Below are 20512 nucleotides of genomic sequence, written 5' to 3'. Positions count from 1 at the left end.
CGTTCATGGACCGCGAGCCGGAGACCTGTCCCCCGGCCCGGCGGTGACCTCTGTCACAGAGAATCCCGGAGGAACAGTGGCGACAACCCCCTTATCGTGTGTCGCCCGCCCAACGCAGACCCCCGGGCGTGGCGATCGCCTTAGCCGTCCTGGCGGTGCCTGTGTGCCTGGGCATCGTCCGCCCCGCCGAGGCGGTGGCGTCCACTGCCGCCCAGCGGCAAGCCGTCGCCCACTGGTGGGCGCCGGTGCACTTCCAGGACGTCGACACCAGCGGTGAGACCTCGGAGGGCGGCAAATCCGACTATCTCGCCGCCTACAACTTCGACGGCGACCTCAACGGCCGCAACAACTGGGAGAGCATCACCGAGTCCCCTCTGGCGGCGAACGTCTGGTACTCGATGGTCGAGGAGACCGAGGACTACGGGTATCTGCTCTACACGTTCTTCCACCCGCGCGACTGGGCGGACGGGTGCCCAGCTTGGAGAGACGGGCGTGGACCTGACCGCCGCACTCCGGGCACGTCAGTTCCGCACCACGCACTCGGTGGATCTCTTGCCACGACTTGCCACAACCCAGATCGTCCAGGGTGACGTCCAGCCGCCCCCACTCGGCATGATCGGCAGTCAACTGCACCAGGACCTCCCCCACCGCGTCTCCGGTCGCGGCCATGATGCGCCCGGGCACCGACAGGGCACGCTGCGGCATCCGAACGCCTGAACACGTGCCGCACGGAGGCGTGAGGCTTGCCGCAGACAACGTCCAATACGCATCCGACGCTCCCCCGGTGTGCGCCCCCGCCTACACGGCTCTCGCCTAGCTCAGCACGCTGCCTGCCGGAGGCCCCGCGTTAGGTCCAGGCCTGTCAGGATGGGGCCGTGAGCACCACCCGCCGCCCTATGGGCACCGGACCTCAGCCCAGCCCCCTCGCGCCCGGCGCGGTCGTCCCGAGGCCAGGCACCGTTGCCGAACGGGCCGCCGGGCAGCCGTCCCCCGCCGCCGATCGCCAGCTGGTGCCGCGCGATGGACGGCGCCCGCTCGGGACCGGCCCGGACCCCGCTAGCTGATGTTGCCTTCGAACCGGAAGCCGTCCTCAGCGCTCCGGGAGTCCCGGACTGCCGGAGTACCTGACCGGCGTCGTACGGTGCTGGCCGGCGGCCCGGTGTCCGGGCCGGACGACCTCGTTGCTCCGGGGCGACCTACTACGGACTGCCCCGTTGTGCCGCTCTGGGCGGGGTCCTCGAGGAACGACGCTCCGCGCCGTGCCTCGAGGAGGCCCCGGACTCCCAGCTCTGTCCCCAGGGGCAAAGTAACTGGCGGGTAGCTGCCCCGCCGGCGTGGCCAGCCCTCGGCGGATCGCTGACGCGCCCGATCCGGTGGGAGCTGATCGCCCAGCCATACGACCAGATGGTCAAGTACGCCACCGCGCTCCGTCTCGGGACGGCGGAGGCGGAGCAGGTGCTGCAACGCTTCACCCGGGGCGGCCCCAAGCACCCCACCTTTGCCGCTCTCGAAGAACTGGGCCGTGCGGTCCGTACGACCTTCGCGTGCGATTACCTGGCCCGCCCCGAGCTGCGCCGGGAGATCCACGGCGGGCTTCAGGTGGTGGAGAACTGGAACTCGGCGAACACGGTCCTGCACTACGGCAAGGACGGCGCCCTGACCGGCCCGCACAAGGAACACGCCGAGACCGCGATGCTCGCGCTGCACCTACTCCAGTCCGCCCTGGTGCACGTCAACACCCTGCTGTTGCAGCAGGTCCTCGCCGAACCGGCCTGGGCGAAGAAGCTGTCCGACGAGGACTGACTGCGCTGTTCTGGTCGAACATCAACCCGTACGGCACCTTCCGCCTCGACATGGACAAGCGGCTCGACCTGCTGCCTGCCCTGGTGCCCGGGCCGCGGCGGCGGATGACGGCGTTCAAGCAGCAGGCTCGGCATCCGGCCGTTGAACCGGAGCAACACCGCCGCCCGCGTCGTGACCACCCGCAACCTTCCATGGACGTGATCCAGGCGGGAGCATTCCGGTGACGGTGGAGGGGGGTGGCAGACCATGGGGCGCAGACGGGGTGCGTGGGCCGGGTCGGCGGTAGCGGGAGGGGCCGCATTGGTGGCGGCCGCGCTGGGGCCGGTGACCAACTACGCCAGTGCAGCGATGCCTGGTTGGGCGGCGCAGGCGTGGGTGATCTGGCCGGTGTTCACCGTGCTGGTGGCGATCAGCATCGGGCTGTTGCTGTGGGGCCGGCATCTGGATGCCGCAGCAAGGCCCCCGGCGCGGCTGGCACCGGTGAGCCGACTGGCCCGAGGCCAGCAGGCTTCGTTACGCCCCCCGCATGTTCAGCGCGTGCGGGGGCGTGAGGGAGAACTCGCCGTGCTGGCAGGCATGCTTCGGCGGCCACAAGGCCGGTTCGCGGTGCTGTGCGCGGTCGGCGGGATGGGCAAGACAACGGTGGCCGCGCAACTGGCGACCCAGGCCGAGGCAGCGGGCTGGCGAGTGTTTTGGGTGCGCTGGCGCGACGGCGCCGAGCTGGCGCAGCAGATGGTGCAGGCGGCGCTGGCCTGCGGCCTGCCAGAGGAAGAGCTGGAGGCCGCGCGAGCGGGGCAGGCGAGCCTGCCGGATGTGGTCTGGCGACAGTTGGGCCGGGTGCGGCGGTGGCTGCTGGTGGTGGACAACGCCGACGAGCCGCACGAGATCGGCCCGGCAGGGGAGCCGCTGGCCGACTACCGCGGTTGGATCCGTCCGCACGGCCGGGGCCTGCTGGTGGTGACGAGCCGGGATGGCAGCGAGCAGACCTGGGGTCCGTGCGCACGGCTGCTGCCGCTGGAACCGCTGCCGGTGCGACCTGCGGGGCAGGTCCTGCTGGACGCTGCTCCCGCAGCCGGCACCGCCGAGCAGGCCCGGGAGCTGGCGGCGCGACTGGGCGGGCTGCCACTGGCGTTGCACGCGGCTGGCACCTATCTGGCCGGACCCACCAGCCGCTACCGCACCTTTGCCGCCTACCGCCAAGCCCTGGACCAGGAACTGCGGTTCTTGTTGGGAGCGGCGCACCCGAATGCCTCCCATCCGCAGGTCGCCCGCGCCGTGGTGCGGCACACCTGGGAGGTGTCCTTGGACCAGCTCGCCGGGGAGGGCAACGCTTTGGCCCGCCCCTTGTTGCGACTGCTGGCCCTGCTGGCTCAGGCCCCCGTCCCACTGTCCCTGATCACCCCGGACCTGCTATCCGTCGTCACCGGACACGACGTCACCGCGGTGGCCCTGGAGGCCGCGTTCGCCGGCTTGCACCGCTACGGTCTCCTCGGCCTGCCCCACTCTCCCGGCAGCACCGGCCCGGCGTCGGGCAGCAGTGAGGGGGCGCAGGTGGTGCTGCATCCCCTGATCCGAGAGATCAACGCTGTCGCCCTCACGGCCGAGACCTCCGAGCTCGCCGTGTGGCACCGGGCCCTTGCCGAGCGGCTGACCACGGCCGTGCACGAGGCCAACCAGCGCGGGCGCGCTGGTTGGCCTGCAGCCGTGCTCCTCGCCCCCCACCTGCCGCTGCTGCTCGAGTACGCGGACCCGCGCACCGCCACACATCAACGCACCACTCTCAATGCCCTGGCGGAGGTGCTGCAGGATGCCGGCGCTTTCGGTGCGGCGCGGCTGCTGCATGAACGGGTCCTCGACGTCGAGACCCGCATGCTGGGCCCCGAGCACCCCGATACCTTGACCAGCCGCAACAACCTGGGCAATGCCTTGTTCGGAATGGGAGAGCCGGCCGAGGCAATACGCCTGCTGCGGCAGACCCTGGAAGACCGCGCCCGCATCCTGGGCCCCTTGCACCCCGATACCTTAACCAGCCGCAATGACCTCGCATGCGCTTTGGACGGGACGGGTGAGCATGCCGAGGCGGTGGGTCTGCTGCGGCAGACCCTCAACGACCGTACCCGTGTCCTGGGCCCCGGGCATCCGCATACGCTGGCCAGCCGGGACAGCCTCGGTCTCGCCCTGGACGGGATGGGCGAGCACGCACAAGCAGTGCGCATGCACCGGCAGACCCTGGAGGACCGCATCCGTGTCCTGGGCCCCGAGCACCACCTCACCCTGCTCAGCCGCCACAACCTCGCCAGCGCCCTGACCAGGGCGGGTGAGCAGACGGAAGCGATACAGCTGCTGCGGCAGGCGCTCAACGACCACGCCCGCATTCTGGGCGACGGGCATCCGCACACGCTGGCCAGCCGGGACAGCCTCGGTCTCGCCCTGGACGGGATGGGCGAGCACGCACAAGCAGTGCGCATGCACCGGCACACCCTGGAGGACCGCACCCGCATCCTGGGCCCCGAGCACCCGGACACCCTTGCCAGTCGCCACAACCTCGCTCTCGCTTTGACCAGTGCAGGTGAGCAGGCCGAGGCGATACAGCTGCTGCGCCGAACCCTCGATGACCGCGTCCGTATCCTGGGCGACGAGCACACGCATACCTTGAGCACCCGCAACGCGCTGGAGACAGCGCTAGCCATGTCCACTCAACGGCCACAGAGCCGGTGGTGGCACTGGCTGCGGCGCAGGAACGCCGCGGCCAGTGGCGGTTGAGGAAGCCCTGTATCCCCGAGCCGCCGCCAAGCGTCAAGTGTGCTCATCGGCTACGCGCGCGTCCCGACCGCCGACCAAAGCCCCGATCATCAGACCGACGCCCTGCTGCGGACCGGCGTCGACCGAAACAACTGGACGGCCGCCGGGCAGCCGTCCCCCGCCGCCGATCGCCAGCTGGTGCCGCGCGATGGACGGCGCCCGCTCGGGACCAGCCCGGACCGCCCTAGCTGATATTGCCTTCGAACCGGAAGCCGTCCTCAGCGCTCCGGGAGTCCCGGACCGCCGGAGTACCTGACCGGCGCCGTACGGTGCTGGCCGGCGGCCCGGTATCCGGGCCGGATCCGCCGCCCGGGTTGGGGGTCCTCGAGGAACGACGCTCCGGGCGGTGCCTCGCGGACCCGCGTACCCGGCGACGGGCGTGCGCAATGCGCAACGGGCGGGTCCCAGAGAATCCCGGACTCACGAACTCACGGAGGTCGGGAGTCTGGAAGTCCGGGCATGTCGGGGTACCGGTAAGAACGCTGTCACCAGCCGCGAGAGAGGGTGCGCGTTGGGTGGGCGCGTGCACGGCATGCGCGACAGGAGCCCCCCCCCGCCCGCCCCGGCCAGGAGGCGAGGTTGCTTCGCGTGTTGAGGGTGTCGGGGTGGTCGGGGCCGAGGCGGCTGTTGGTGGTGTCGGCGAGGCGCTGGAGGTGGTCGATGGCGACGGTGATCTGGCCGGATTCGCCGAGGCTGCGGCCGAGGCGGTACAGCACCGAATGCGCGCCCGGCCGGTACAGGGCGTCTTCGGCGTGGCGGGTGAGCGCGTCGGTGTTGGTGCACAGGGCCTGAGTGAGGTCGGTGTCGCGTTCGATAGGAGGCCAGACGGCGAGTAGGGCGTCGGCGGCGGTCCGCGCGGCCTGGTCGTGCTGCTGGGGGGTGAGGGTGTCGCGAGTAGCGCGCTGGATGAGCTGGTGGACGCGGACGGCCTGGTGGGGGTGTCCGGTTGGTGGTCGATGAGGCTCAGCCGGTCCAGGGCTCGCAAAACGCCGAAAGACTCGTCGGGGGGACAGGAGCCGCTGAGCGCTGCCGTCTACTCGGCCACCACTTCGGTCGCCGCCTTTGTCCGGGGCCAGCTGTCGTGCGGTGTGCGGCGAGGTGAGCGCGGGCCGGCTCACTGGTCAGGACAGACTGGGAGATTCCGTTGGCGTGGAGGAGGGCAGTCAGGTGGAGCATGGGGCGGGCCAGGCCGACGGGGCGCAGTGTGTCGGCGTGGTCGATGGACAGGGACCATGCGGCGGCGAGGGCGGTGGCCTGTTCGTCGGGCGGCGCGTCGGGGGCGAGATCGGTGAGTTTCGTGGTGCGGTCGGCCAGCAGGTTTCGGTAGGTGGCTGCGGTCTCGCCGGAGTCGATGAGATAGGCGGCGGCCTGGGCAGTTCGAGTAGTCGATGCCGGAGACGGAGTTCTTGCCACTGGCCTCGCCCGGGTGAGCTCGTCGTCCATGTCGACCTTGCCGGTGTCGACGGCGGTCTCGATCCAGTCCAGCGTCGCCCGTACCTTGGCGACGTTCTGGTGCACGATCGTGGCCTCGTCCTCGCTCAGAGCGCGGTCGCGCAGGCCCGGGACGGTCCGGCCGGCCGGCCGGCCGGCCGCAGCGACGAACGAGTGGCAGGCGGTGACCAGGTCCAGGAACTCCACCGTCCGATCGATCTTCTTCACCGCTGGTGCGACGGGGCTGGTGTCCTCGAAGTGGTCGCGGGCTTGCCGGGACCGCTCCACCTGGGCATGGTTGACCTGGAGGCGGGCGGTGTCGTCGCTCATCGCCTTGAACGCGACGTCCGGCCTGCGGAGCAGGTTCGTTGTCGCCGTGGTGGCCACGTGCTCGTCACGGGTGAACTCCTCCGCCACCCGGGCCTTGTCCACCGTGGTCACCTTGGCCGTCACTTCAGGCCGCTTCAGGAAGTCGCTGGTCACCGCCGCCGGCGACCTGGTCGTCCTGAGCCGCTGCCCGGCCATCGGGGACTGCGGTCGTCAGGGGGTGCTCGAAGACCTTCTTGCCGTAGACCTGCTCGTTGTCCATGGAGTTGGAGAACGCGTCCACGTCCGCGTCCGCTGCCGTGGCGCGGCGGCGTCGGCGGGTGGTGTCGGCGGACTCGGCCAGCTCGGGTGCGGCGAAGGTACTTGGGGTGGCGGTCATGTAGAGGCGGCGCTCCGCGCGGGTCCGCTTCGCGTCGTTGACGATGGCCCACTCCTTGTCGGCGCGGCCGGTGATGCGGTGTGCCTCATCCATGACCGCCAGGTCGAACGGCGGTACCTCGTACCCGCTGCCCTGGGTCTGCTCGATCTTGTCCAGGGAGTCGTAGGTGCAGATCACCGTCAGCGCCGGGATCTGGTCGGGCCCCTCCCCCACCACCGCCATCGCCGCCACCAGCGCGAGCGGATCGCTGGTCGAGCCCACGCGCGCGGCCACCAGGTCATCGCGGCCGGCGGCGTCCAGCGAGGAGACGATCACCATGTGCTCGCCGTGGCCGTCCCGGCGCCAGGCCAGCGCCGTCTGCGCGGCCAGGTCCAGGGTGGGCACCACGAGCAACACCAGCCGCGCGCCGAGTCGGTGCAGCACGGGTGCGGGCAGGCCGACGGCCGTCAGGGCTGCCTCGGCGTCGCTCGCCCGGGCGCGCCCATGACGGGATGGCCGACTTCCTCCGATGGCTCGACGAACGCGACATCTCCTTCGTGCTGCTCACAACCGACCCGATTGGCCCAGGTCGTGCGCCCAGCCGAAGACCGTCCACGCCGACCGGCTCCGTGCGCAGGGACGCGGCGACGGCACAGCAGGGCGACGACATCAGCACGGTGCGCGCGGTCGCGATCGACCACAAGGCGGTCCTGCGCGTGACTGGATCGACGCCCACCCAATCAACCAACTAGAGGGTGTCTCTTTGAAACATCCTACGGGTGCCATTCCTGCTCGCGGTAAGCGGGGTGTTCCGCATATACCAGCGCAAGGACGCGGAGGGCATAGGTCAAGCCGTGTGTGCGCCCATCCCATGGGTCCGCCAAACCTCTGTACTCTTCGGCCAGTCTCTCAATCGAATCAAGCATGCGCAGATGCACCCCCAGGAGGGCTGCACTGCCATGGCTGCTGGCCACATGGTGCCTGTCCTCGTCGATGCGTGCTGCAAGGAACTTCAGCAGGTCGTCCATGCTCTGATCTTCGCCCATCAGCCGGGAGAGTCTGCCTCCCCCCTCCCCTGACTGCCCGCTCCTCAAAAGAGACACGCTCCAGCCCGGCACACTCACGCCGCGGCGTCGGCACCCTCCCCCGCCACCACGCCTACCTCCACCAGCGCACCACCGGCCGCATCGGGTCCCTCACCAGACTCATCCGCCAAGCAGCCATCACCGCCATCACCGCCATCACCAACGGCACCGAAAAATCACCAAACCGCCTGCCGCGGTACAACTCGACCACCTCGCCGAACAACTCGACCGCCCCCTCGCTTCCTTTCCCGGACGAGGGATAGCGACGCTGACATCCGCCAGGCTGTACCCGGCGCCAACGTGAGGAGGAGCAGTGTCCGGACCCGGTGTCGGACTGGAAATTCTCCAGATGGTTCTCAAGCAAGGAACCGAGACGACCGACGTCGATTACAAGTCGACGCTGGGCCTCAGCCGGACTCACGACAGGGTGGAACTCGCCAAGGACGTTGCGGCATTCCAAGCGGTCGGCGGACACATGGTCATCGGCGTCGACGGCCAGGGACGGCCCACCGGTGAGATGACCCCTCAGATGGCGACCCTGTTCGACGAGGCCCGGCTGCGTCCGATGCCGCTGCGCTACCTCCCCGAGCCGCTGCAGCTCACGTCCGCTGTGCACGAAGTCGAGGGCAAAACCGTAGTGCTCGTCTACGTGCACCCGCATCCCGACGGGTTCGTCGTCATCCCGAAAGTCGGCACCTGCCCCGACCCGGCAGACCCCAAGAGGCAGAAGGCCGTCTTCTCGGAGGGCGATGTCTTCGTCCGGCGCGGGACCGAGTCCGCCAAATGGCGGCCCGCCGACGTCGCAGCGGTTCTAGCGCGCCGTGACGAGTGAATCCGGGAGGAGGCACGCGAGGAGTTCACGGCTACGGTGGCCGCACTGGACTCCGCCGGCCGCTCCCGCACTGGCCTTCACCTGGAAGGTGGATGCCGACGCCTTCACCTCCGCCGTCCTGGAACTCCTCCGGCACAACGACCGGCTACCGCTACGGCTGTTCTTCGCCCGAGCCGTCGGCGACGCGCGCCCCCAGCTCAGGCGCCAAGGTCCCTCACCCGACCTGGAGGTGCTACTCGACCGACTGGCGCAGACGGCAGGCATAGCACTCGCCGTCGACGACCAGACACTGTTCGAGCAAAGCCTCACCACACTGCGCTCGAGCTACCGCATCGGCGTCGGCCCGGACGAATACTCACGCCCCGACCTCTGGATCGGCGCGGTGAAACTGTGGTGGAGCATCGTCGGCCGCATCGAGGCCATCGGCGCGGCCGCCGTCCGCGCCCAGGCATGGCCGCAAGCCCGTTTGCCCTCGCGCTGCAGCCACCAGCCGACGGCGCAGACCGCCGGCCGTCCGCCTACGTCAGCTCGCTCCGCCACGGGCTGGCCGAAGCCGCCCGCGTCGGCCTGGTCAATGGCCCCACACACAACGCCCCGCAGCCCGCAGCCCTCATCCACGCCGCTAGGGGACGTCTCGCCGATCATGCCGGGCTCGCGGCGCCTGGCACCGCGCCTCGCCGCGTTGTCGTCGGTCCCCGATTCCCCCAAGCTCTCGGCTCCGCTCGAGCAGGGAGGGACCCCCATCGCATCGGCTCCCTCCTCCGCCTTGCGACGCACGGCACCAGACGCCGCTCCCTGATCCGGCCTGATCGACGAGACACCCCCTAGAGCCGTCACACACCGCCTGGACGCGCTGCGCCTGGACCACCCCGACGACTCCGGCTACGGCACCACCGAGCAGCCCAAAACAGACGACGTGCTGCTGGAACAGCATCTGCCAGTTCGACGCCGTCTACTGCGTCACCACCCACGCCGCGAAACCCAACGGCTCGCAGTTCTACCCGAGCTTCTGCGGCCTGCACGCCCACCGCTGCGAACCCCTCATCCGCCTCCTCGACGACCCTGCCGTCTACGACAAGCTCCTCCCCGGCGTCTCCGAAGAACGACGGGCCCAAGCCATCACCGAGGTAGCCAAGACCGCAGAACGCGAAGGATGGCAGATCAGCAACGGTCCCTACTTCTTCACCGACGACCGCCTCTGACCCGACTCCCAAGCACCAACGCCCTAACCAGGTAAAACACTCTTGACCTACAAAAAAGAATCCAGCCGGGTCGTGGCGAAGGCGCCCCCCATGCGGCCCAGCTACTCGGCAGGGCTCGGAGTCGGCATCCAGGAACGGGAAGAGGATCTGCTCGGGCCTCGCGGTCTGCTGGTGCGCCACGATGTCGTCGTACAGGACGCGGCCGTCGCAGCGCGCAGCGACCTGGCCGGAGCAGGCCGCACAAGGTCCGGGCCTACAACGACATCGCCCGCCGCCGCGGCCGCGGAGCCAGAGACGCGATGCACTCGACGCACCGGAGCGGAAGGTCACATGCACGCCTGGAGCAGGAGAAAGTCGAGCTCAAGCGCGCATTGGAGGAGGTCCGAGCCGATCTCGACGCAGGGCGGGCGGCCAACCGTGATCTCACCAGAGCTCTGTGACACCTGGAGGACAGCGTCAGCGGGCTCAGCGTGAACCACGCTGAGCCCGCTGACGGCTACCAGGGTGCCGGGTCAGTGGCTGTGGGCATGGCCATCTTGTGCCGGCTTGGCGGGTGCCGTGGTCGGAGGGGCCGACTCCGCGGGAGCCTGGTCCGGCTTTGCGGGTGTGCCCGTGGTGGAGCCGTGGTCGTGGCTGTGGCCATCGGAACTGATGGTGCTGGCCAGGGCCATCATCCCCAGCCAGGTCAGTGCCGAGATGACGACGACGGCGGCCGCGAACGGGCTGACGAGGTGCCGCCAGCGGCCCTTGGAGTCCTTGGCGACGAACGCGACGTACGACATGAGCAGACCGATGGGGGTCATCCAGGCGCTGCGCTCAGGGAACTGCTCGAAGTGCTGGATGCCGCCGCCGACCATTCCGACACCGAAGGACAGCAGCAGGGAGAACGCGACCAGCGAGAACGCCTGGCTCACCGCAGGCCGCTCATCGGCCAGCATGAACTCGTTGACGAGGGTGCCGAGGAGGAACACGACGGCGCCGACCGCGCAGATGATCGCGTACAGCGAGGGGTCGATGGGGTAGTGGACGACGGCGCCGGCGATGAGGGCGGCGCCCATGAAGTAGAGCATCTGGCCGCTGTAGCGAGCCGGGAGTGACTTCTTGTCGAAGGCGGGGCGGCGATGTTTCGTGGGGGGAGTCTGGCGGCGCTCGGAGTCGAGAACGGTGGTCACTCGGGTCATGCCTTTCGGATCTTGTCGGCTGAGAGCATGCGGAAGCGCGCCGACACCTGGGGTGCGGCGTCACGCTGATGCAGCTCTCAGCAGCGCAGGATCGAAAGTCGGTGCAGGCACGGCGGGTCGCCTGTGCGGCCGACCCAGGGGCGCGTGCGTGCCGCCCACCGGCGCAGGACCCCGTTGCCGCCTTGTCGCCTGAGGGCGAACGTGAACAGGGCGGCGACCATGTACAGCAGCGCCAGGCACGTCTCCCCGACTGCGCCGTGGTCGCATTCGCCGTCCGGACTGTGCGGCGTCGTGGTGACGTCGGCGGGAGCGGCGTGGGCGTGGGTGTGCTCGGTCGTGCCGCGTGCGTCGGCGAGCGGGATCGCGGTGGCGTGGCTGCTGTGGACTGGGTGGTGGGAGGCCAGGACGTGCATGCCGAAGAGGGCAAGCACCACCGCGAGGAGCGTTGCTCGCAGCAACGCTGCCTTGTGGTGGCCGCGATGGACGTTGCCTGAGATCACGCCTCACGACCATTGGAGGGACATGGCAGCGGGATAGCCAGCAGGGGCGTCCCCACCCGGACGGGAAGGAAGATAGCACCGGGTGTGAACGGCTCTGTGCGGAGTCCAACGCGTGGGCTGCATCGCACTCGGCGCCTCTGGAGCGCTATCCGCCGTGCGGGCGTTGATGACGATCTGCTGCCAGGAGCCTTGGTCAGGGAAGCGGGCGCAGGGCTCCGAGGGTGACGGCGACCAGTCGGTCGACCGCGGCTTGGGAGGGGAGGGTGGAGGCGGCGGTCAGGGCGTGCAGACAGTAGGCGGCGAGTTCGGCGGGTGGTACGTCGTCGCGCAGGTCTGCTGCCCGGGCGCCTTCGGCGATGAGGGCTTCCAGCAGGCCGGTCAGGTGCTGTGCGGCGTGGCTGACGTGTTCGCTCTGGTGAAGGAGGGCGGCGAGTTCCCCGCCGTGGCGCTGCCGGGCGAGGTCTGCGTAGGTGGTCGCGACGGCCGTCAGGCGCTGGGCGGCGGTGCCGGGGCGGTGTGCGGCTTCAGCGAGCTGGTGGAGGTGAGCGGTGACCTGCCGCTCGTGCCAGGCGCGAAGGACCGCTTCGGCGTCGGGGAAGTACTTGTAGAGGGTGGCCCGCCCGATGCCGGCGCGCTCGGCGAGCTGGGACATGGTCACCGCCCGCAGACCGCCGTCCTCGATCAGTGCGGCGGCCGCATCGAGGACGGCCTTCCGCACGGCCTGGCGGTGCGCATCGATGGTCTCGTTCCACAACTTCGGCACCCGCCCAGGATACGGACGTCAACGGAGGCATACACTCTGTATGAGGGGGAGACAGCATGTCTCGAAAAAGTTGCGATCGGATTTCATGGAGGCGTCATGCCTGGTTCGCCGAGTCCTTCCGGCGCTCACCACGAGGAAGACCACCGAGCGCCGCGCTGGGTGAAGGTCTCCGCGGGCCTCGCCGTGCTCCTGGTCGTGGTGTTCGTAGTCGTGCACCTGGCCGGCGGCGGCATGGTGGGGCACACGCCGTGACGGTGTTCGGGCTGCGGCTGCGCAAGGCGGCGCTGACCGCGCATGTCACCGCCTCGCTGGGCTGGTTCGGCTCCGTGGGCGGCCTTCCTCGCCCTGGCCCTGGCCGGGTTGTGCAGCGCCGAGCCGCAGACGGTGCGGGGGGCGTATGTCGCGATGGAGGTGGTGGGGTGGTTCGTGATCGTTCCGCTGAGCATCGCCACGCTCGTGACGGGGGTGGTGCAATCGCTGGGCACGGTGTGGGGGCTGATGCGTCACTACTGGGTGATCGCGAAGCTGCTGATCACCGTGGTCGCCACCGTCCTGCTACTGGTGCACATGCAGCCCGTCGGACACCTCGCCGACGCCGCGGCCCGGGCCGCCCTGGCCGGTGGGGAACTCGAAGGCATGCGGATCCAACTGGTGGCCGATGCCGGGGCCGCGATCGCGGTCCTGCTGACAGCGGCCGGGCTGTCGGTGTTCAAGCCCCGCGGGATGACCCGATACGGAATCCGGCGCCGCCGACGCGAGCAGGGCCCCAGCGCACGGCAGGAGGCCGCGGCCTGAAGCCGCACACGAGGAAGGGCCGCCGGACATCGGTCCGGCGGCCCTTCCTCGTGTGCGGCGGTCAGCTGCCGACACGCTCGCTTTCGGCGGCGACCTCCTGGGCCGCGGCCGCGGCCGAGGACTTCTTGCCCTTCATCAGCAGGGCGATGGCCAGGGCCCCGGCCGCGGCGATCGCGGCCGCCCCGAGGAAGGCGGAGCTGAAGTCGGCGGTCAGGGCGGGCAGGTCACCGGGGCGGGCGGCGCCCTGGGAGGCGGCAAGCGCGGTCAGGGCGGCCTGGCCCAGGGCGGAGCCGACCTGGTAGGTGGTGTTGACGATGCCCGACGCCAGGCCCGCTTGCTCCGGCGGTGCGCCGGCCATCGCCGCCATCAGGGCCGGGATGTAGGCCAGGGACATACCCGTCGCCGCGACCAGCGAGGCGGGCAGGACGTCCACCAGGAAGGTGCCCGTCGGCTCCACCGCCGACAGCCACACCAGGCCCGCGGCCAGGACCAGCAGGCCGGCCGCGATCAGGGCTTGGCGCCAAAGCGGCCCAGCAGGCGCCCGGTGAGGGTGGTCATGAACAGCATCAGCAGGGCGGTCATCGGCAGCAGGGCCGCGCCGCTGGCGAAGGCTCCACAGCCGAGGACCTGGGGTCGTGCGGGCGGCTCTATATCCGCAGGAGCTGCAGCTCAGCCAGATCACGCGGTGCCCGGCCGCTCCACGCGCCGGCCCCGGTGCTGCCCGGCAGCACCGGGGGCGCCGGTACTGCGTCGAGAGCCGCGGCCAGCTGCGGCGGCGCGTACGCGGATCCGACACCCGCGGCCGCGCACGTCCCGTCCGCGTGGGCGAGGTGTTCCGCGCCGCCGGCCAGGTGCGAACACGCCCGATCCGTCACGGCCTCGTGCACGGCGGTGTGGGAGCTGGGGGCACCGTGGGGCGCGGAGGCCGGAACGGCATGCCGGACGTGACCCTGGTGGCCTTGCGCCGTCGGTGCGGGCGCCGGGCCGAAGCCGTGCATGGCCAGGACGCCGGCCAGGACCGCCAGCACCAGTAGCACGAAGCCGCGCCCGGCAGGGCGGCGGCTCAGCGTGCGCTGGACGGCGGCGCTCACAGGTTCATCGTGGGGGGCGACCGGTGCACCGCGTTCACGAGGAGACCATCCGGGCGCCCCCCCCTCGCACGCTTCCCCCACCTCGGCGCGGGCCTCGCTCGCCACCGCGGGCCATCGCCTCGGCCGCACAGGCGTGCAGGTCAGCCGCCGAGGAGTACGGCCAGCAGCCGCTGTGTGGTCGCCACGGTGTCCGGGGCCGATCCGGGGGTGCGGGTCATCAGCAGGTGGTGGGTCGTGCCGACCAGCGCGAGCGCGATGGCGCCGGCGTCGCTGCCCGCCGGGAGCCGGCCGGCGTGCTGTTCCGCCTGGAGGTAGGCGGTGACGGCGTGCTGGATCGCATCGAACGCGGGCGCACCGGACTGGAAGCCCTCACGGGTGTGCGCCGCGGCCGCGGGGCGGGTCATCGCCAGGCCCACCACCGCAGGCGGCAGGGAGTCCAGCAGGGCCCCGACGACCTCCTGGAGGTTCTCCGCGACCGTGGCCTGTCCCACTTTGGCCTGCAGGGCCTCGGCCTGGCGGGCGCTGCGCGCGAAGCGGTCCAGGACCAGTTCGGCGACGAACTCGTCCAGGCCGGCGAAGTGCGTGTGCAGGACGCCCTTGGCGCAGTCCGCCTCCGCGGTGACCGCGCGGCTGGTCAGGGCCGCGGCCCCGTCACGGGCCACCACCCGTTCCGCGGCCGCGAACAGCCGCTCCCGCAGGTCCGGAATCGCCACTCCACGAGGTGACACAACAGCCCCTTCCCCTCAGCCGATTGCAAGTATGGGCGTTCGCCCATACTGTTTGGGCGCTTGCCCATTCTAGGGCCGGGGCGCCCCGCCGCGCCCCGGCGGGAGGGAGTTCACCCATGGGGCAGTTCGCCAACACCGCGCAGGCCGAGGCGTGGAACGGATACGAGGGCGCACAGTGGGCCCGCAGCCAGGAGCGCTGGGACGCCGTCAACGACGGCTTCAACCAGCCCCTCCTGGACGCAGCAGCCATCTCGGAAACCGACACCATCCTGGACGTCGGCTGCGGAGCCGGCCGCACCACCCGCCTCGCCGCCCGGCGCGCCGCACGCGGCCGGGCGCTCGGCCTTGACCTGTCGGGGCCGATGCTGGGCAAAGCCCAGGAGAGCGCCGTACGTGAAGGGGTCGCGAACGTGGCCTTCGTGCAGGGCGACGCCCAGGTCCACCCCCTGGACGCCGAGGCGTTCGATGCGGTCATCAGCCGGTACGGCATGACCTTCTTCACCGACCCGGTCGCCGCCTTCGCCAACCTCCACCGCGCGCTGCGCCCCGGCGGCCGGCTGGCCTTCATCTGCGCGGCCGAGGCCGAGGCCAACGAATGGCTCGCCGCGCTGGCCTCGCTCAAGGACATCCTGCCGCTCGGCGGTTTCGGGAAGGCCGGCGGTCCGGGCATGTTCTCGCTCACCGATCCCGACCGCATCCGCGACCTGCTCACCGCGGGCGGGTTCGACGGGGTGGACGTGCAGCGCGTTGAGGCGGCGGGAAAGTGGGGCGCCGACGCGGCGGACGCCTCGGCGTTCCTGCTGGACTCCGGTCCCGGACGTCACCTGCTCGACCAGGTGACCCCACCCGCGCAGGACGCGGCGCGTCAGGCGCTGACGGCCGCCCTGCAGCGCCATGAGGCGGACGGCGGGGTGTGGCTGCGCAGCAGTTCCTGGCTGGTCACCGCCGAACGCGGCGGGATGGCACGCAGCTGACCGCAGCCCCGCCCCGACCCGACCCGGGGCGGGGCGGGGCGCGGGGCCAGTTCAGGCGCGGACCATGCGGGCGATGATCTGGGACGCTTCGGCGATCTTGTCCTGGGCCTGGTCTCCGCCCTGGGCAATCGCGTCGGCCACGCAAGAGTGGAGGTGGTCGTCCATCATCGTCAGGGCGAAGGACTGCAGGGCCTTGGTGGTGGCACTGACCTGGGTGAGGACGTCGATGCAGTAGGTGTCCTGCTCGACCAGGCGCCGCAGGCCCCGCACCTGTCCCTCGACGCGGCGCAGTCGCTTGAGGACGTCGTCCCGCCGCGCATCGATGCCCGCGATGCGCATGACGGGCCGTTGGCCGGGGGTGACCTCGACCTCTTCGGTGGCAAGTGTCGGCGTACTCGTGAACGTTCACGTGTACGCCGGCAAGCGTAAGCGTGAGGGCGCGAGCGACCTGGCCGCGGCGGCGCAGCCGCACCCAGCGGCGCACGACCAGGTCGAGCAGGGCGGCCCGGACGGCCGACCCGTCCAGGGCGGGCCGGTCGAAGGAGTAGCGCACCGTCACAGAGGCGGGCAGCGCTCGGGGGACGACAGGGCGGGGATCAATCCCGCGGGCGTGGTCGGCGGCGAGCAGGCCCACGCTGTGGATGCCATAGTCCCGCAAGGTCGCCGCCCGGCGAGAGCCGATGCCGTGCAGGGCCTCGACCGGGAACTGGGCGAGCCAGTCCGCGTGGCCGGTCATGTGGCAGCCGCCGGCGTGTATCTCGGCGGGATCCCGGCTTGCGCTGCCCGCCTGCAGCCACTGCCAGCCCGACGTCCAGCTGCACATCCTTCACTTAAGCCCCGCTATCAGAGGGCCATATGAGGGTTGGCGTCTGATTTTGCCGCTTCGTCGAGGGGGAGCCGCAGGTCGCTGCAGGATCCGCGACTTCAGCAGCGATCCCCTTCGAGGCTCTTTCGATCTTCGTTTGGCCCGCCCACTGATCCAAGACGGGACTGCCTAGGGGTTGTGACCCCTGCGGGGCTGCACTTTCAGCACGCGAAGCGTGGCGGTGCGAAGACAGGCCGCCGCCTCGGCCACTGTCATGCGGCCGGCCCCGACCTCGTTGCCGGCGGCGTGTCCCAGGGCGGTCACCGCCCCGACCAGCCAGGCGGCGGGCGGGTCGGGGTCGAACTCTCCTGCAGCTTGCCCCTTCTCGATCAACCGCGTCAGTCGGGCCGCGACGGGCTCGTGCCGCCCTCGGTCGGCTTCGGCATGTGCGGGGGCGGTGCCGAGCTGGAGCAGCACGGGATGCCGCTCGAACAGCAGCCACCCGATGTCCTGCAGTCGCAGGAGTGCGTCGAGGGCGGGCCCGTCCTCGACTTCCGCCGCGTCCATCACTGCCATGGCTTCTTCCGTGACGCGGTCGGCCACAGCTTCCAGCAGCGCGTCGCGGGTGCCGAAGTGGGCGTAGATGGTTTGGCGGGTGACGCCGGCTGCTGCGGCGATGGCGGCCATGCCCGCATCGGGCCGCTCGGCGAGCAGTCGGACCGCGGCGTCGAGTACGGCCTCCCTGCTCCGTTCGGCGTCGGCCCGACGGCGACGCCGAACGGACGAGGTGCCGTCGGGGACTTCTGAAGCAGACAACTCTTACACCCTTGTCAAAGTTAATTGGCACGCATATCTTACATTGATGTAAGAGATAGTAGCGGGGTGTGACCCTGCCTGCCTGGCCGGAGCGACATGCAACCTCTGGAAACCAAGACACCCGAGCAGTTCGTCGCCGACTTCTTCACCTCCTTCACCGAGGCTGTCGTCCGCGGCTCGGAGGACCCCTCCGACCTCATGGCGAGGTTCTACACCCGGGACGTCATACAGATCGCCGACGGCGTACGACTTGACTGGGATCGGCTCTCCGCCCACCTGCGCCCCGTACGCAGGAACCTGACCGAGTTCCGGTTCGAGGTGCACGAGGCACTGGCGGACGGCAACCGGATCGCGGCCCGGTTCACGATCCACGCCCGGATGCGTAGGACCGGGCCGGTCGCTACGCAGGTGCACATGTTCGCGGACTTCACCACCGAGGGCCTGCTGCGACGGGCCGAGCAGCTCACGCGGAGCCTCGACCGAACCGAACCACAGCACGGGGGGTAGCAAAGATGCGTATCCGACTCGTCCAGGCAATTGCCCTGTTGTCCACCGGCGCTCTCGCGGGCGCCTTCGGCTACGGAGCGGCCAACCTGGTTCCCACGTTCAACGCCGTACCGCTCGAGATGAGGCTGTCCTTCCACACGGAGCTGATGCAGATGAACGGCATCACCATGCAGGCGGCCATGGGGATTTCGGCGCTCAGCTCCATGACGCTCGCCATCATGACCCGCAGCACCACACGGCGGCTCGCCGGCGGAGCGGCACTCCTGGCGCTGACGTCCTTCCTGATCACCCGGCTCGGCAACGTCCCCATCAACGGTCAGATCAAGAAATGGGCCGCCACCTCGGCTCCCCCCGACCACGCAGAGATTCTCGCTCGCTGGGAAGCCTTTAACTACGCCCGCACAGGTGCCGCGTTCGCCGCCTTCGTCCTGCTGATCATTCTTGCCCTGCGTCAGCACCACACGGGGCGCGATCCGAAAGACAGGCCCCAGACGAAGCCCCAGTGGCACCACGGAAAGTAATGGCCCTCGCCGACCATCGGAGTCCAGATTGCTCACAACGAACCGACGCGGTCAGTGCTCACGAAGCCCGGATTCCGGCGTTCCCGCAGGGACCAGTGCGCATGAAGCCGTGGACCCTACAGTCGCGGCGACGCAGGGCGGCTTACGGCCGCGGATGGGTGAACAAGCCCTGCTCGGTCCCGGCCAGGATCCCGCGTTCGACGAGCCGCTTGAGTTTCAGGCGGGTGTTGTTGATGGTGTTGGGCGCGATCTCCAGGTCCATCGCCTCGCATACCTGCCGCGCCCGCAGCGGGGCATCGGCGGCAGCGAACACCGCCATGATCTGCTGGTAGGCCGGATGGTCCGGCAGCTTCGGGGGCGGCGGCGCGGGCGGGACCGGCTCGGGCAGCTCCAGCAGCGTCTTGCGAGTGATCCGGATCTCTTCGGCGGTACGGTGAAACTCCTCCAGCTGCGCGGAAAGCTCCGCGATCCGCGCCTTGGCCGCATCGGCCTGCGCGGCGATCTCCCGTTCCCGCTCCTCCAGCCGTGCCAGCACCGCGCCGAGGGTGAGCTGATCGCAGGTCATGCGGTACGCCAGGACGGCGCGGTCGCCCCGGTCAGCCGGCGCAATATCACCGCGGTCATCGCCCAGTACACCCGCGACTCGGAGGCGCGGGGCTGGTGCTCATCCCACTGGCAGCCGGTGCGGCCCTGGTAGAGCAGCGCGTTGACGATCTCCCGCATCTCGTACCGGCCCTGATGGCCACTGACCGAGGGGTGCGCGGCCTTCCACGCTGTGATCACCGGCTCGACCTGCGCCCATTGCTCGTCGGACAGGTCGGTCTTGTAGGGCTTGCGCTCGCTCACGGCGACCGGCCCAGCACGCCCATGGCCGCGCCGAACGGCCGGGATGCGTCCTGCCACACATTCAGGTGACGACAAGTTACCTAAACACTCACATACCTCCCTTTTAGAGCCAGTTAGCGGAGAACTCGGGGGGCCGGTGGGTGGGTCATCGCAGCCAGCCGGGCCGGGCAAGCCAGGTGGTCATACAGGACTGCTGAGACGGGCCTGGAGTGACGCGACGAACGGCCTGGCAGCAGTGACCACAGGTATGACAGCTGGACACCGTGTAGCGACGCTGGTCGAATGCTTCCTCAAACTGCATAGACGCTTGCGTCCGTGGCCTGCCGGGCGCGGACCTGCGCCTTGTCGCGGTCGTTTCCCACGCACAGGCCGTCACGAGCTCGTGCAGCCGCCGCTCGCTGGCTGGCTGGCGCTTGGCGTCGGAGGTACGTGGCGTCGCGGCGTCCACGGCGCCGCGACGGTGGCCGGCCGGTCACTGGCTTCCTCAGACATCAGGCTTCCTTCATACGTAGATATGGGTACGCACCCGTGCGTTTTTCAGTCACGACTCTGTTGTGTGGCTGAATCCGGCTCCACGACGCTCCGGTCTTCGCGCCACAGGGCGCGAGTCGGCCTTCCGCGTCGTACCCGACCGCGAGCGTGTCGCCCGGGCGGGGGTGTCCTCAGCGCCGCCAGTTACGGCCCTTGAGCGGAACACCGTGCTGGTCGGTTACCGAGCAGAGGTAGCGACCGCGGCCGACTGCTGGGTCGAAGCGACTGCTCCCGCTGCACCACACCGGCCACGTCACCGGCCGCGCCCCCCGCACGGTCCTCGAAGTGGTCGGCGACGAGCCCGGCGAGGAGAGCTGGATCATCGCGGCGGGTTCCGGCCGCAGGGCCGACTGGTACTGGAACCTGCGCGCGCAGCCGCAGACCGTCATCCAGGTCGGCAACCGCCGCCATGCCGTCACCGCCCACTTCCTGAACTGTGAGGACGGTGCCGAGACGTTTGCCGGTTACGCCCGGCGGCACCCGAGAACGGCACGCCGCCTGTGCGCGTACCCGGGACTGCCCGCGAACGGCAGCGAGGCGCCGTTCCGTGCGGCGAGGAGAGCCATCCCCTTCGTCCGCCTCGACGCCGTCACTCGTCCTCGCCGCTGACCGGA

At 70.2% G+C, this 20512-nt stretch carries 23 protein-coding genes and 5 pseudogenes; 14 read left to right on the top strand and 14 right to left on the bottom strand.

Annotation, left to right across the window (positions count from 1 at the left end; genetic code table 11):
• Nucleotides 1-128 precede the first annotated feature (128 nt).
• The 5 genes from ACSU6L_RS38740 (at nt 129) to ACSU6L_RS38720 (ending at nt 5441) form a co-directional block, all read left to right on the top strand.
• Nucleotides 129-590, top strand: coding sequence for a hypothetical protein (locus ACSU6L_RS38740; protein WP_437064351.1), 462 nt, complete (start codon nt 129-131; stop codon nt 588-590).
• A gap of 616 nt (nt 591-1206) precedes the next feature.
• Nucleotides 1207-1803 (top strand): Tn3 family transposase, encoded by a 597-nt coding sequence (locus ACSU6L_RS38735; RefSeq protein ID WP_437065212.1) that lies wholly within the window; start codon nt 1207-1209, stop codon nt 1801-1803.
• Nucleotides 1804-1853: 50 nt separating this feature from the next.
• A complete protein-coding gene (locus ACSU6L_RS38730; protein WP_437064350.1) occupies nt 1854-2027 on the top strand; it encodes a hypothetical protein in 174 nt (57 codons plus the stop codon).
• 79 nt (nt 2028-2106) lie between these two features.
• Nucleotides 2107-4566, top strand: coding sequence for an FxSxx-COOH system tetratricopeptide repeat protein (fxsT, locus tag ACSU6L_RS38725; RefSeq protein WP_437064349.1), 2460 nt, complete (start codon nt 2107-2109; stop codon nt 4564-4566).
• A gap of 644 nt (nt 4567-5210) precedes the next feature.
• On the top strand, nt 5211-5441 hold the full coding sequence (locus ACSU6L_RS38720) for a hypothetical protein (protein ID WP_437064348.1): 231 nt from the start codon (nt 5211-5213) through the stop codon (nt 5439-5441).
• A 586-nt stretch (nt 5442-6027) separates the two neighbouring features.
• On the opposite strand, the pseudogene ACSU6L_RS38715 reads toward ACSU6L_RS38720, so the two are convergent.
• Nucleotides 6028-6544 (bottom strand): annotated as a pseudogene (locus tag ACSU6L_RS38715) (DUF6192 family protein); the annotation flags it as partial.
• A 240-nt stretch (nt 6545-6784) separates the two neighbouring features.
• Nucleotides 6785-7126, bottom strand: a pseudogene (locus ACSU6L_RS38710) (DEAD/DEAH box helicase); the annotation flags it as partial.
• Nucleotides 7127-7233: 107 nt separating this feature from the next.
• Here ACSU6L_RS38710 and ACSU6L_RS38705 point away from each other — a divergent pair.
• The gene (locus tag ACSU6L_RS38705) at nt 7234-7473 is read left to right on the top strand and encodes a hypothetical protein (protein WP_437064347.1); all 240 of its coding nucleotides are present in this window, start codon (nt 7234-7236) and stop codon (nt 7471-7473) included.
• A gap of 21 nt (nt 7474-7494) precedes the next feature.
• Here the strand turns inward: ACSU6L_RS38705 and ACSU6L_RS38700 are convergent, their stop codons facing one another.
• A complete protein-coding gene (locus tag ACSU6L_RS38700) occupies nt 7495-7749 on the bottom strand; it encodes a DUF6221 family protein (RefSeq protein ID WP_437064346.1) in 255 nt (84 codons plus the stop codon).
• Nucleotides 7750-8119: 370 nt separating this feature from the next.
• On the opposite strand from ACSU6L_RS38700, the gene ACSU6L_RS38695 reads away from it, so the two are divergent.
• Entirely contained in the window at nt 8120-8638 is a 519-nt protein-coding gene (locus ACSU6L_RS38695) for an AlbA family DNA-binding domain-containing protein (protein ID WP_437064345.1), read from the top strand.
• Between the two features lie 88 nt (nt 8639-8726).
• Complete coding sequence (locus ACSU6L_RS38690; protein ID WP_437064344.1) at nt 8727-9437, top strand: hypothetical protein; 711 nt, start codon at nt 8727-8729, stop codon at nt 9435-9437.
• A 915-nt stretch (nt 9438-10352) separates the two neighbouring features.
• Here ACSU6L_RS38690 and ACSU6L_RS38685 read toward each other — a convergent pair.
• The 3 genes from ACSU6L_RS38685 to ACSU6L_RS38675 all read right to left on the bottom strand — a co-directional run bounded on the left by ACSU6L_RS38685 (nt 10353) and on the right by ACSU6L_RS38675 (nt 12284).
• The gene (locus ACSU6L_RS38685) at nt 10353-11021 is read right to left on the bottom strand and encodes a hypothetical protein (RefSeq protein ID WP_437064343.1); all 669 of its coding nucleotides are present in this window, start codon (nt 11019-11021) and stop codon (nt 10353-10355) included.
• A 77-nt stretch (nt 11022-11098) separates the two neighbouring features.
• Complete coding sequence (locus tag ACSU6L_RS38680; RefSeq protein WP_437064342.1) at nt 11099-11455, bottom strand: hypothetical protein; 357 nt, start codon at nt 11453-11455, stop codon at nt 11099-11101.
• Between the two features lie 259 nt (nt 11456-11714).
• Nucleotides 11715-12284: a TetR/AcrR family transcriptional regulator gene (locus tag ACSU6L_RS38675; RefSeq protein ID WP_437064341.1), complete on the bottom strand. Its 570-nt coding sequence runs from the start codon at nt 12282-12284 to the stop codon at nt 11715-11717.
• 96 nt (nt 12285-12380) lie between these two features.
• Between ACSU6L_RS38675 and ACSU6L_RS38670 the strand changes: the two genes are divergently transcribed.
• Nucleotides 12381-12536, top strand: a complete 156-nt coding sequence (locus ACSU6L_RS38670; RefSeq protein ID WP_437064340.1) for a hypothetical protein — start codon at nt 12381-12383, stop codon at nt 12534-12536.
• Nucleotides 12537-12578: 42 nt separating this feature from the next.
• Nucleotides 12579-13079, top strand: a complete 501-nt coding sequence (locus tag ACSU6L_RS38665) for a hypothetical protein (protein WP_437064339.1) — start codon at nt 12579-12581, stop codon at nt 13077-13079.
• 61 nt (nt 13080-13140) lie between these two features.
• On the opposite strand, the pseudogene ACSU6L_RS38660 reads toward ACSU6L_RS38665, so the two are convergent.
• From ACSU6L_RS38660 to ACSU6L_RS38650, 3 genes and pseudogenes are all read right to left on the bottom strand, one after another.
• Nucleotides 13141-13709 (bottom strand): annotated as a pseudogene (locus tag ACSU6L_RS38660) (MFS transporter); the annotation flags it as partial.
• A gap of 17 nt (nt 13710-13726) precedes the next feature.
• Entirely contained in the window at nt 13727-14170 is a 444-nt protein-coding gene (locus ACSU6L_RS38655; protein ID WP_437064338.1) for a DUF6153 family protein, read from the bottom strand.
• 140 nt (nt 14171-14310) lie between these two features.
• Nucleotides 14311-14898 (bottom strand): TetR family transcriptional regulator, encoded by a 588-nt coding sequence (locus ACSU6L_RS38650; protein WP_437064337.1) that lies wholly within the window; start codon nt 14896-14898, stop codon nt 14311-14313.
• 116 nt (nt 14899-15014) lie between these two features.
• On the opposite strand from ACSU6L_RS38650, the gene ACSU6L_RS38645 reads away from it, so the two are divergent.
• On the top strand, nt 15015-15872 hold the full coding sequence (locus tag ACSU6L_RS38645) for a class I SAM-dependent methyltransferase (RefSeq protein ID WP_437064336.1): 858 nt from the start codon (nt 15015-15017) through the stop codon (nt 15870-15872).
• A 51-nt stretch (nt 15873-15923) separates the two neighbouring features.
• On the opposite strand, the gene ACSU6L_RS38640 is transcribed toward ACSU6L_RS38645, so the two are convergent.
• The 3 genes and pseudogenes from ACSU6L_RS38640 to ACSU6L_RS38630 all read right to left on the bottom strand — a co-directional run bounded on the left by ACSU6L_RS38640 (nt 15924) and on the right by ACSU6L_RS38630 (nt 17493).
• Complete coding sequence (locus tag ACSU6L_RS38640; RefSeq protein WP_437064335.1) at nt 15924-16211, bottom strand: metal-sensitive transcriptional regulator; 288 nt, start codon at nt 16209-16211, stop codon at nt 15924-15926.
• An 88-nt stretch (nt 16212-16299) separates the two neighbouring features.
• Nucleotides 16300-16608 (bottom strand): annotated as a pseudogene (locus tag ACSU6L_RS38635) (hypothetical protein); the annotation flags it as partial.
• A gap of 258 nt (nt 16609-16866) precedes the next feature.
• Nucleotides 16867-17493, bottom strand: a complete 627-nt coding sequence (locus ACSU6L_RS38630) for a TetR/AcrR family transcriptional regulator (protein ID WP_437064334.1) — start codon at nt 17491-17493, stop codon at nt 16867-16869.
• Between the two features lie 96 nt (nt 17494-17589).
• Here ACSU6L_RS38630 and ACSU6L_RS38625 point away from each other — a divergent pair, with 96 nt between their 5' ends.
• Complete coding sequence (locus tag ACSU6L_RS38625; protein WP_437064333.1) at nt 17590-18000, top strand: nuclear transport factor 2 family protein; 411 nt, start codon at nt 17590-17592, stop codon at nt 17998-18000.
• Between the two features lie 5 nt (nt 18001-18005).
• On the top strand, nt 18006-18521 hold the full coding sequence (locus ACSU6L_RS38620) for an anthrone oxygenase family protein (protein WP_437064332.1): 516 nt from the start codon (nt 18006-18008) through the stop codon (nt 18519-18521).
• 142 nt (nt 18522-18663) lie between these two features.
• On the opposite strand, the gene ACSU6L_RS38615 is transcribed toward ACSU6L_RS38620, so the two are convergent.
• Nucleotides 18664-19086, bottom strand: a complete 423-nt coding sequence (locus ACSU6L_RS38615; protein ID WP_437064331.1) for a hypothetical protein — start codon at nt 19084-19086, stop codon at nt 18664-18666.
• Nucleotides 19087-19190: 104 nt separating this feature from the next.
• Nucleotides 19191-19367 (bottom strand): annotated as a pseudogene (locus tag ACSU6L_RS38610) (transposase); the annotation flags it as partial.
• Nucleotides 19368-20183: 816 nt separating this feature from the next.
• On the opposite strand from ACSU6L_RS38610, the gene ACSU6L_RS38605 reads away from it, so the two are divergent.
• Nucleotides 20184-20507: a nitroreductase/quinone reductase family protein gene (locus ACSU6L_RS38605; protein WP_437064330.1), complete on the top strand. Its 324-nt coding sequence runs from the start codon at nt 20184-20186 to the stop codon at nt 20505-20507.
• Nucleotides 20508-20512: the final 5 nt, after the last annotated feature.

It is taken from the genome of Streptomyces sp. enrichment culture (assembly GCF_964272855.1).
Classification (GTDB): Bacteria; Actinomycetota; Actinomycetes; order Streptomycetales; family Streptomycetaceae; genus Streptomyces.
Note: the sequence above shows the minus strand (reverse complement) of the source record. Positions and strands in the feature narration are given on the sequence as shown.

Excerpts from the sequence above, each read along its gene's own strand:
- ACSU6L_RS38730 (WP_437064350.1), top strand. The coding sequence starts at position 1,854 with ATGGACAAGCGGCTCGACCTGCTGCCTGCCCTGGTGCCCGGGCCGCGG.
- ACSU6L_RS38705 (WP_437064347.1), top strand. The coding sequence starts at position 7,234 with ATGGCCGACTTCCTCCGATGGCTCGACGAACGCGACATCTCCTTCGTG.
- ACSU6L_RS38700 (WP_437064346.1), bottom strand. The coding sequence starts at position 7,749 with ATGGACGACCTGCTGAAGTTCCTTGCAGCACGCATCGACGAGGACAGG.
- ACSU6L_RS38685 (WP_437064343.1), bottom strand. The coding sequence starts at position 11,021 with ATGACCCGAGTGACCACCGTTCTCGACTCCGAGCGCCGCCAGACTCCC.
- ACSU6L_RS38670 (WP_437064340.1), top strand. The coding sequence starts at position 12,381 with ATGCCTGGTTCGCCGAGTCCTTCCGGCGCTCACCACGAGGAAGACCAC.
- ACSU6L_RS38665 (WP_437064339.1), top strand. The coding sequence starts at position 12,579 with ATGTCACCGCCTCGCTGGGCTGGTTCGGCTCCGTGGGCGGCCTTCCTC.
- ACSU6L_RS38645 (WP_437064336.1), top strand. The coding sequence starts at position 15,015 with ATGGGGCAGTTCGCCAACACCGCGCAGGCCGAGGCGTGGAACGGATAC.
- ACSU6L_RS38640 (WP_437064335.1), bottom strand. The coding sequence starts at position 16,211 with ATGCGCATCGCGGGCATCGATGCGCGGCGGGACGACGTCCTCAAGCGA.
- ACSU6L_RS38625 (WP_437064333.1), top strand. The coding sequence starts at position 17,590 with ATGCAACCTCTGGAAACCAAGACACCCGAGCAGTTCGTCGCCGACTTC.
- ACSU6L_RS38620 (WP_437064332.1), top strand. The coding sequence starts at position 18,006 with ATGCGTATCCGACTCGTCCAGGCAATTGCCCTGTTGTCCACCGGCGCT.
- ACSU6L_RS38615 (WP_437064331.1), bottom strand. The coding sequence starts at position 19,086 with ATGACCTGCGATCAGCTCACCCTCGGCGCGGTGCTGGCACGGCTGGAG.